The 8,811-nt window shown below is 71.3% G+C and carries 10 protein-coding genes; 7 read left to right on the top strand and 3 right to left on the bottom strand.

Annotated elements, in window-relative coordinates; all coding sequences use genetic code 11:
* Positions 1–722: 722 nt before the first annotated feature.
* Positions 723–977 (bottom strand): SCO4848 family membrane protein, encoded by a 255-nt coding sequence (locus ACGFIE_RS05440; RefSeq protein WP_393291207.1) that lies wholly within the window; start codon positions 975–977, stop codon positions 723–725.
* Between the two features lie 176 nt (positions 978–1,153).
* Between ACGFIE_RS05440 and ACGFIE_RS05435 the strand changes: the two genes are divergently transcribed.
* The 7 genes from ACGFIE_RS05435 (at position 1,154) to ACGFIE_RS05405 (ending at position 6,555) form a co-directional block, all read left to right on the top strand.
* A complete protein-coding gene (locus tag ACGFIE_RS05435) occupies positions 1,154–1,606 on the top strand; it encodes a PRC-barrel domain containing protein (RefSeq protein ID WP_393291205.1) in 453 nt (150 codons plus the stop codon).
* Positions 1,607–1,627: 21 nt separating this feature from the next.
* Positions 1,628–1,804, top strand: a complete 177-nt coding sequence (locus ACGFIE_RS05430) for a hypothetical protein (protein ID WP_363690156.1) — start codon at positions 1,628–1,630, stop codon at positions 1,802–1,804.
* A 90-nt stretch (positions 1,805–1,894) separates the two neighbouring features.
* A complete protein-coding gene (trpS, locus tag ACGFIE_RS05425) occupies positions 1,895–2,953 on the top strand; it encodes a tryptophan--tRNA ligase (RefSeq protein WP_393291202.1) in 1,059 nt (352 codons plus the stop codon).
* Positions 2,954–3,030: 77 nt separating this feature from the next.
* On the top strand, positions 3,031–4,233 hold the full coding sequence (locus tag ACGFIE_RS05420; RefSeq protein WP_393291199.1) for a low temperature requirement protein A: 1,203 nt from the start codon (positions 3,031–3,033) through the stop codon (positions 4,231–4,233).
* Between the two features lie 104 nt (positions 4,234–4,337).
* Positions 4,338–4,682, top strand: coding sequence for a YciI family protein (locus ACGFIE_RS05415; RefSeq protein WP_393291315.1), 345 nt, complete (start codon positions 4,338–4,340; stop codon positions 4,680–4,682).
* Positions 4,683–4,684: 2 nt separating this feature from the next.
* A complete protein-coding gene (locus ACGFIE_RS05410) occupies positions 4,685–5,938 on the top strand; it encodes an RNA polymerase sigma factor (protein WP_393291197.1) in 1,254 nt (417 codons plus the stop codon).
* 26 nt (positions 5,939–5,964) lie between these two features.
* Complete coding sequence (locus tag ACGFIE_RS05405) at positions 5,965–6,555, top strand: HAD family hydrolase (RefSeq protein ID WP_393291195.1); 591 nt, start codon at positions 5,965–5,967, stop codon at positions 6,553–6,555.
* A 4-nt stretch (positions 6,556–6,559) separates the two neighbouring features.
* On the opposite strand, the gene ACGFIE_RS05400 is transcribed toward ACGFIE_RS05405, so the two are convergent.
* Both ACGFIE_RS05400 and ACGFIE_RS05395 read right to left on the bottom strand, forming a co-directional pair.
* Positions 6,560–7,531 (bottom strand): zinc-binding alcohol dehydrogenase family protein, encoded by a 972-nt coding sequence (locus ACGFIE_RS05400; RefSeq protein ID WP_393291192.1) that lies wholly within the window; start codon positions 7,529–7,531, stop codon positions 6,560–6,562.
* Positions 7,532–7,707: 176 nt separating this feature from the next.
* Entirely contained in the window at positions 7,708–8,775 is a 1,068-nt protein-coding gene (locus tag ACGFIE_RS05395) for a WxL protein peptidoglycan domain-containing protein (protein ID WP_393291190.1), read from the bottom strand.
* Between the last annotated feature and the right edge of the window lie 36 nt (positions 8,776–8,811).

Raw genomic sequence — 8,811 nt, 5'->3', positions numbered from 1 at the left:
GTTCGTCCTGAGCCAGGATCAAACTCTCCAACAAAAAATTAGTTGAACAGCATCCTGACAACAAACAAATGTTGCCAAAGGAATCCCAACCAGCCAAACCAAAGTTTGACCAGTCCGGGGTATAAATCATAATTGGCACTGGCTTTACAAGCACCCTGTTGAGTTCTCAAAGAACAACCACACACCGATCAGACAACCCAACCTGTGGGCCACCATCCCGGGGCTTTTCGCTCCGTGTCCCCGCCGCTCTCGCGCCGGGCACTTTTACTACGTTACCTCACCGTCTTCGCCGTGTCAAACCGTGTGTCCCGGTCTGTCGTGCTTCGTACGGGTTGGTCCCGGCGCACTCACGCAGCAGCGAACCGCTGCGTCAGGTCGTCGGATTTGGCAGGCCGGCCGCTGCGGTCTCCCGCAGTCTCGCCCGGTGCCCTGCCGGTCGTGAACCTTACCCGGTCGGTTCCGCTGCACCAAATCCGCCTCGCGGCTGATCCGGTGAGCCCCGCCCGAACCGCGTCCGCAGAGGCGAACCCCTGCCTGACCCGGTTACCTGCCCGATCCGGTGCTCCAGGTCTTTCGCCCTGTTTGCCCCGTTCCGCGCTGGCAGAGAGAAAGTTACGCGTCCGTGGGTTTGATCGTCAAATCGGCGGGTGGCGTCCCGCGTCACACTCGTTCCCGTCCGGGCCCGATCAACCACGCGGAGCCCCGCTGAGCTGCGGCGGAGGTCAGGACGCCTGCCGTCGGCGGGCGGCGAACCAGGCTCGGATGCCGAGCACACCGACTGTCGTCCCGATGGCCAGGGACGCGGCGATCAGCAGGGCGTGCACCCACAGGAAGCTGGTGGCGGCGCCCTCGGCCACCGTGCCGGAGGCCCAGGATCGCGGGTCCTGCCAGATGGCGACGGCGAACCGCGGCCAGATCACCCAGGCCCAGATACCGACCCCGACCAGGAAGAGAGCCCACCCTCGCGACAGCACCATGGCAGCCGAGTATGCCAGCGCACCCTGCCCCGCGAGCTGGCCAACGGCACGGCGGACGCGACGCCCGGGCCGCACCCGACGACCGGGGCCTCGCACCCCCGGTGGTCCGTTTCCGGAAGCGCCCGGGTGGGCACTGCGATCCAGGACAGCTGAGGACCATCCCTCGGAGGTGCCCCGTGCAACCCTCGATCTTCAATCCCTGGGCCTGGCGCGACCCCTCCGCCCTGGCCGGCGGATACACACAGACCACCCCCTCGGCCGCCCCGCCGGACGGCCCGGACGGTGTGCACGACGGCCCCGACGCCCCCGGTCCCGGCACTCCGGTGGACCTGGTCGGCTACCACGTGCAGGCGAGCGACGGGCGCATCGGCACGATCGACGAGGCCAGCGACGAGGCGGGCGCCGGACACCTGGTGGTGGACACCGGGCCGTGGATCCTCGGTCAGAAGGTGCTGCTGCCGGCCGGCACCGTGGAACGGGTCGACCACCTGGACCGTGTCGTACACGTCGACCGGACCCGGCAGGAGATCAAGGACGCGCCGCCGTACGACCCGGAATCGACCGACCCGGAGTACCGGGACCGGGTCGGCAGGTACTACACGGACCGCCACCTGCCCCCTCGGGGCTGACACCCCCGGTAGTGTGAGGTCGTGGTCCGGACGGGCAGTTGCGTGTCGGAGGCCGTCGCTGTGGTCGACGGTCTGCCGCGCGGTGTCGTGCCCGTGTTCCCGATCAGCTCCGGCGACGGCCGTGAGCACTTCCTGGACGTACTCCGTGCCGGTGGTCTGCGGTTCCGCGCCGGCGCGCGATGGCGGACGGCTCGCTGAGCCCTGTTTCCGCTGACCGAGGGGGCGAGTCCGCCCCGCTCGGCGCGCGCCAACGCGTGACCCACCTACCCGCACGAAAGGCACCTTGCCATGTCCATCGCACGCATGCTCACCGGCGACCGGCCCACCGGCCGCCTGCACCTCGGCCACTATGTCGGCAGCATCGCCAACCGGGTGCGGCTGCACCAGCGCTACGAGAGCTTCTTCATCATCGCCGACCTGCACATGCTGACCACCCGCAACCGCCGAGAGGACATCGACCAGGTCTCCGGCAACGCCCGCGAGATGGTGACCGACATCCTCGCCGCCGGCGTCGACCCGGCGCGTGCCACGTTCTATCTCCAGTCGGCCATTCCGGAGGTCGGCGACCTCAACACCCTCCTGCAGAACCTGGTGACCGTGCCCCGTCTGGAACGGGTGCCCTCGTTGAAGGACATGGCCCGCGACGCCGGCAAGGAGGAGATGCCGTACGGGCTGCTGGGTTATCCGGTGCTCCAGGCCGCGGACATCCTGTGTGTGAAGGGTGAGGTGGTCCCGGTCGGTAGGGACAACGCCGCGCACGTCGAGGTGACCCGGGAGATCGCCCGCCGCTTCAACCACCTGTACGGGCAGGTCTTCCCGGTGCCCGAGCTGATCCCGGCGGACACGCCGAGTCTGGTGGGCACCGACGGCACGGCCAAGATGAGCAAGAGTCGGGGTAACGCGATCGCGTTGTCCGACGACGCGGCCACGGTGCGCCGCAAGGTACGCGGGATGTACACCGACCCGAACCGGGTGCGGGCCGACGTGCCGGGGACTGTGGAGGGCAACCCGGTCTTCGCGTACCACGAGGTGTTCAACCCGGATCGGGCCGAGGTGGCCGACCTGGCCGACCGTTACCGCGCCGGGAAGGTGGGTGACGTGGAGGTCAAGGAGCGGCTGGTCGTCGCGCTGGAGACGTTCCTGGCGCCGATTCGGGAGCGTCGGGCCGCGATCGAGGCCGACCGGGGCCTTGTCGACCGGCTGATCGTCGAGGGCACCGAGCGGACCCGGCAGGAGGTGCGCCAGACCCTGGCGGAGGTGCGCCGGGCCATGGGGCTGACCGGGGCGTACCAGCAGATACGGCGACGGGCCGAGCGGAGCCGGCGGCGGACGGACGCGCCGGCCTGAGGCACGCGGCCACGATCGGGTCTCCCCATCCGGATGGGGAGACCCGACGTGTCCTCCGGAGGGCGCAGAATGCCAGGATGAGGGGGATTCGTCCGGTGCCGGCCGGTGACGCGCACCGGACGACGATGTTCGAGATCTTCTTCGACCTGGTCTTCGTGTTCGCGCTCACCCGGGTCATCACGTTCATGGCGCAGCCTCCGACCGCGCTCACCCTGGCCCAGGGGCTGCTCCTCCTCCTGTTGTTGATCTACTCCTGGGGCCCGTACCTCTGGTTGGGAAACCTGGTCCGCGCGGACGTCGGCCCGGCCCGGGCGGCCACCCTGCTGGCGATGGCCGCGATATTCCTGGCCGCGCTGGTGCTGCCGGACGCCTGGCGGCAACGCCCGGGCCTCTTCGACCCGCCGCTCACCCTCGCGCTGGCCTACCTCGTCACCCGGGCGGTGCAGCTCGTGGTGCTGCTCTGGGCGAGCGCCGATGATCCACAATTGCGCTCGACCCTGCGGTTCTTCGTCGTGCCAGTCACCGCGGCCTGGCTTCCGCTCGTCGTCGGCGCGCTGCTCGGTGGCGTCGCCCAGACCGTGCTCTGGACGGTCGCCTTCCTGGTCGACATCGGCGGTTCCCGAGTGGCCTCCGTCTACCGTCCCTGGCCACTGCGCAGCCTGGACCACTTCACCGAACGGTTCGGTCTGGTGCTCATCATCGCGCTCGGCGAGGCGTTGATCGCCGCGGGCACCGGGCCGAGGACGATGGCGCCGACCGGGGCCGCCCTGGTCGCGGCGCTGCTCGGCCTCGTCGTCACGATCTGCCTGTGGTGGCTCTACTTCGACCGGCTGGCACCCGCCGCCCGGCAGTCCGTCATGCGCGTTCCCGCTGAACGGCGATCCCACGTCGCCGGCGACGCGTACGGCCTCGCGCACGCCCCCCTGATCATCGGCACCATCTACGTCGCGCTCGGCATCGAGCAGGTCCTCGGCCAGCTCACCGAGGAGCCGGCGCACACCGCCCGGTTGAGTTGGCCCTCCGCCGCCGCCCTCTACGGGGGCGCCACCCTCTACCTGCTCGGACGGCTGGTCTTCCGCCGGCTCACCCTCCGTGCCGTACACCCGGGGCAGGGGGTCGCCGCGCTGCTGCCGCTGCTCCTGCTGCCGGTCGCGCGGTCGCTGCCCGCGCTTGCCGAACTGGCCCTGCTGACCCTGCTGCTGATCGCCGTAACCTGGTACGAGCGGCGGATCGACAGGCGTGGCGAGCTGGTCGAACCGGCGCGACAGGTGCGCCCCTGAGCCTCGGAAAAGTTCCAGCTGCCGTGTCGACATCCCGGGCTCTCGTTCGTCGTCATGCTGTACGGCGATCCCGCCGCACCGAGAGGAGCCGAGACGTGAAGTACATGCTGCTGTTCATGAGCCCCGCGAGCGCCGGGGAGGCCGGCAACGGGTGCACCTTCGAGGACTGGATCCGCTACGACCGGGAGATGAAGGACGCCGGGATCTGGGTCTCCGGGCACCCGTTGCAGGACCTGACCACCTGCACGACGGTGCAGGTCGGCCCGGACGGCGAACGCACGATCACCGACGGGCCGTTCGCCGAGACCCGCGAGGTGCTCGGCGGGTACGACATCATCGACGTGCCGAATCTCGACGTCGCGCTGGAGTGGGCGGCCCGCAGCCCCGGTGCCATCGCCAGCGGATCGGTGCAGGTGCGCCCGGTCGCCGAGATCGAGGTCGAGGGCTGACCGTGGCGGGCGCGGAGGCGGCAGCCGGGTCCGTGGAGGCGGTGTTCCGGGAGGAGCACGGCCGGCTGCTCGCCTCGCTCGTACACCGCTTCGGCGACCTCGACCTGGCCGAGGAGGTCGCCTCCGAGGCGATCGAGGCGGCGTTGACGCACTGGCCGGTCGACGGCGTCCCGAGCCGGCCCGGCGCGTGGCTGCTCACCACGGCCCGCCGCCGCGCCGTCGACCGGTTGCGCCGCGACCGCGTGCTGGCCACCCGGCTGGCCGTACTCCAGGCGGAGGCCGAGCGGGCCGACCCCGCGCCGCCCGCCGACGCGGACCCGGACCTGCCCGACGACCGGTTGGCGCTCTTCTTCACCTGCGCCCACCCGGCCCTGCCCGCGCAGGACCGCGGGGCGCTCACCCTGCGCTTCCTCGCCGGGCTCACCACGGCGGAGGTCGCGCGGGCCTTCCTGGTGCCGCACGCGACGATGGCCCAGCGGCTCGTCCGCGCCAAACGGAAGATCCGCGACGCCCGCATCCCGTTCCGGGTGCCCGGCGCGGACGAACTGCCCGGACGCCTACCCACGGTGCTCCAGGCCGTCTACTCGGTCTTCACCGAGGGGTACGCCGCCAGCTCCGGCCCCGAACTCCAGCGGACCGACCTCGCCGAGGAGGCCATCCGGTTGGCCCGGATCCTGCGCCGGCTGCTGCCCGGCGAGCGGGAGGTCGCCGGGTTGCTCGGACTGCTGCTGCTGGTCCACGCGCGGCGTGCCGCTCGGACCGGGCCGGACGGCGCGGTGGTCCTCCTCGACGACCAGGACCGCGCACTGTGGGACCACGAGATGATCGACGAGGGGCGCGCGCTGGTGCTCGTCGCGTTGACCGGCCCGACGCCCGGGCCGTACGGCGTGCAGGCTGCCATCGCCGCCCTGCACGACGAAGCGGCCGACGTGGCCAGCACCGACTGGCCCCAGGTGGTGGCGCTCTACGACGTGCTGCTCGGCATGGTCCCCTCGCCTGTGGTGGCGCTGAACCGGGCCGCCGCCGTGGCGATGCGGGACGGGCCGGACGCCGGGCTCGCCCTGCTGGACGGGTTGGCCGACGACCCACGTCTGCGCGGCTATCACCTGTACCCCGCGACCAGGGCGGACCTGCTGCGCCGGCTGGGCCGCCTGGACGAGGCCGCGACGGCGTACCGGGAGGCGTTGGCGCTTGTCGGCACCGAGCCGGAACGGGTGCACCTGCTGCGCTGGTTGGCATCCGTCACCGAGGACTGAGCGGACGCCCGCTGTACCCTTCCCCGATGACTCTGCCTCTGCCGCCCGGTGAGTTCGCCGCGTACCTGTTCGACTGCGACGGCACCATCGTCGACTCGATGCCGCTGCACTACCTGGCGTGGCAGCGGGCGCTCGACGAGTGGGGCTGCGAGTTCCCGGAGGACCTCTTCTACGCGTGGGGTGGCCGGCCGACCGCCGACATCATCGTCGCGCTGAACGAGCGGCACGGTCTCGCGATGCCGGTGGCGACAGTCGTCGAGAACCGCGAGCGCATCTTCCAGGAGTTGCTTCCGCAGGTCACCGCCGTGCCCGAGGTCGTGGCGCACATCCACGACGCCCACCGCCGGGTGCCGTTCGCCGTCGTCTCCGGCAGCACCCGCGCCACGGTCACCGCCTCCCTCGACGCGCTCGATCTGCTGGACCGCTTCGACGTGCTGGTGTGCGCCGAGGACTACACGCGGGCCAAGCCCGACCCGGAGGCGTTCCTGCTCGCGGCCCGGCAGCTCGGCGTACCCCCGGGCTCCTGCCTGGTCTTCGAGGACACCGACCTGGGCATCCAGGCCGCGACGGCGGCCGGCATGGCGTCGGTACGCGTGCCGCAGCAGCGCGTCGGCTGACGTCTCAGGCGATCGTCAGCAGCAGCTTGCCCAGGTAGGAGGTCTCCAGGCGCTTGTGCGCCTGGTGCACCTTGCCCAGCGGGAACTTCTCGGCGACGTGCACCACGAACGGCCCGGCCTCGATGAGCTCGTTGAGGCGCTGCAACTGTTGGCGGTTGGCCACACCGTCGTACGCCCGGACCGTCACACCGGACCGTTCGCGCGGTTCCGGCCGCACCCCATGGGCGTACGCGACGACCGCGCCGTCGGAAAGCGTCTCGGTGAGCCGGTCCAGCGTCTTGCCGCCGGCCATCGCCAGGATGCCGCCCACCCCGCCCGGGGCGGCGTCCCGGATCGTCGCGAGCACCTCGGCGGGGTCGGCGTGCCCGTCGAGAGACACGTCGGCGCCGAGGCGGGTCACCAGCGCCACCCCGTCCGGGCCGGAGGCCACCGCTATGACGTTGAGGCCCTGCCGCTTGGCCAACTGCACGGCCAGGTGGCCCTGCCCACCGCTCGCACCGAAGATCAGCAGCCAGGCGCCGCCCGGCAGGCTGAGGGTGTCCAGCCCGGTCAGCGCGGTCAGCGCGTCGGTGGACATGGCACCGGCGTGCTCGGCCGGCACACCCTCGGGCACCTTCGCGACGTACTCGGCCTTGACGGCCGCGTACTCGGCGTAGAACCCGCCCTTCGGTCGGGTGGTGGCCGAGACGTAGACCAGGTCGCCCACCGCGAGATCGGTCACCTGGCTGCCGGCCGCGATGACGGTTCCGGCGCCGTCCGAGCCGGGCACGATCGGAAACTCGGTGCCCTCGGGCACCAGCACGCCCTGTCGCTCGTACACGTCCCACACCCCGACGCCGGCGCTCAGGACCCTGATCAGCACCTCGTCGGCGGCGGCCTCCGGCACCGGAAGTTTCCGCAGGGTGATCACCTCCGGCCCGCCGAACTCGTCCAGGGCCGCAGCCTGCATCCGCTCTGGCACGTCCGCGTCAACCATGTGGGCTTCCTCTCCGGGCCGGCGTCACCGTCGCAGCATGCCGGGTCGACGGCCGACCCGACCCGGTGCTGAGTGCCGTTCACCCACAAGGGCGACCGTGGTGGTGGCGGGTCGCCGTCGACCTGATCCGACGCGCGGTCCCGGCCGCCGGAGGTGGCGGCGCTGGGAAGAGGCGCTCAGGACGTCTTCGGCTCCCGACCGCCGAGGGCCTGCGCGACCGCGTCGCGCACCCGGGCGTCCTCGCGCGCCCGGCGCTGCGTACGGCTGCGGCGGCGGTACAGGTACGCCCCGACGACCAGGGCGATCAGCACGACGAGCGCCAGGACGACAGTCCACGGCAGGGCCCAGCCGTGTGCCGTTGCCTCCACCGTCTTGAGCGAGGTGGTGGAGCCCGACGCGTCGGTGAGCAGCGGAGTGACGGTGGCGGTCGCCGCGAGCCGGACGGCGGGAGCGACACCGCGTACGGGCACCGTCACGTCCCAGCTCTCACCCGGGAGCAGCTGCGGCGGCGCGGCGATGTCACCGGCTCGGGCGCGCAGTACGCCGAACGGACCCGAAACCGAGACTGCCTGCTTCCCGGACAGGGCCGCGTTGCCGGTGTTGTGGATCGTGTAGGCGACTGTGGCGTCGCCCTTGGCGAGCGGGTTGGACGACCCGTCGTACGTCACGTGGAGGTTCTCGATCGCGAGGTTCGGCTTCAACTCGCCGCCGACCCGCAGCGTGATCCGGATGCCGAGGCGGCGGTCCACGTTGATGCCCTCGGCCTGGTCGGGCTGGGTCAGCGTGGTGAGGATGCCGCCGACGTGGTCGCCGGGCGTGGCATTGGCGGGGACGTTGATCGTGAAGGGGACCTGCGCGGTCTTTCCGGGCTGGACCACGACGCTGCCGGCGCTGGCCTTGACCCAGGCGCCGACCGCCACGGACTTCTTGTCCCTGGTGAGCAGGTCGAGCTGCCCGGCGTCGGTGGTGAAGCCGTCGGCGGCGTACACGGCGAGGGTAAGCGGCGCCGGGCCGCGGTTGGCCACCACCATGGCGTCCTCGACGGTCCCACCGGGGTTGACGTTGTAGCTGTAGCTGGACCGGGCTTCGCCGTAGCTGTTCGAGGCAGTCCGAACCGTCCAGGCGACGTTGCCGTCGGCCGCTCGGGCGGGACCGATGCCGACGCCGGCTGCCGCGACGACGGCGAACAGGGACAGCGCGGTGGTACGAGCGAGTGTCTTCCAGCGCGTTACGGACGGTTGCATGTCGGATCCTTGAGGTGATCTTGGGAGTGGGCTAAC

It is taken from the genome of Micromonospora sp. NPDC049275 (assembly GCF_043197115.1).
In the GTDB taxonomy this organism is placed as follows: Bacteria; Actinomycetota; Actinomycetes; order Mycobacteriales; family Micromonosporaceae; genus Micromonospora.
Note: the sequence above shows the minus strand (reverse complement) of the source record. Positions and strands in the feature narration are given on the sequence as shown.

Bases quoted from the DNA above. Each gene is read 5' to 3' on its own strand.
- ACGFIE_RS05400 (WP_393291192.1), bottom strand. From the start codon at position 7,531: ATGGTTGACGCGGACGTGCCAGAGCGGATGCAGGCTGCGGCCCTGGAC.
- ACGFIE_RS05395 (WP_393291190.1), bottom strand. From the start codon at position 8,775: ATGCAACCGTCCGTAACGCGCTGGAAGACACTCGCTCGTACCACCGCG.
- ACGFIE_RS05440 (WP_393291207.1), bottom strand. From the start codon at position 977: ATGGTGCTGTCGCGAGGGTGGGCTCTCTTCCTGGTCGGGGTCGGTATC.
- trpS (WP_393291202.1), top strand. From the start codon at position 1,895: ATGTCCATCGCACGCATGCTCACCGGCGACCGGCCCACCGGCCGCCTG.
- ACGFIE_RS05415 (WP_393291315.1), top strand. From the start codon at position 4,338: ATGCTGCTGTTCATGAGCCCCGCGAGCGCCGGGGAGGCCGGCAACGGG.
- ACGFIE_RS05405 (WP_393291195.1), top strand. From the start codon at position 5,965: ATGACTCTGCCTCTGCCGCCCGGTGAGTTCGCCGCGTACCTGTTCGAC.
- ACGFIE_RS05420 (WP_393291199.1), top strand. From the start codon at position 3,031: ATGAGGGGGATTCGTCCGGTGCCGGCCGGTGACGCGCACCGGACGACG.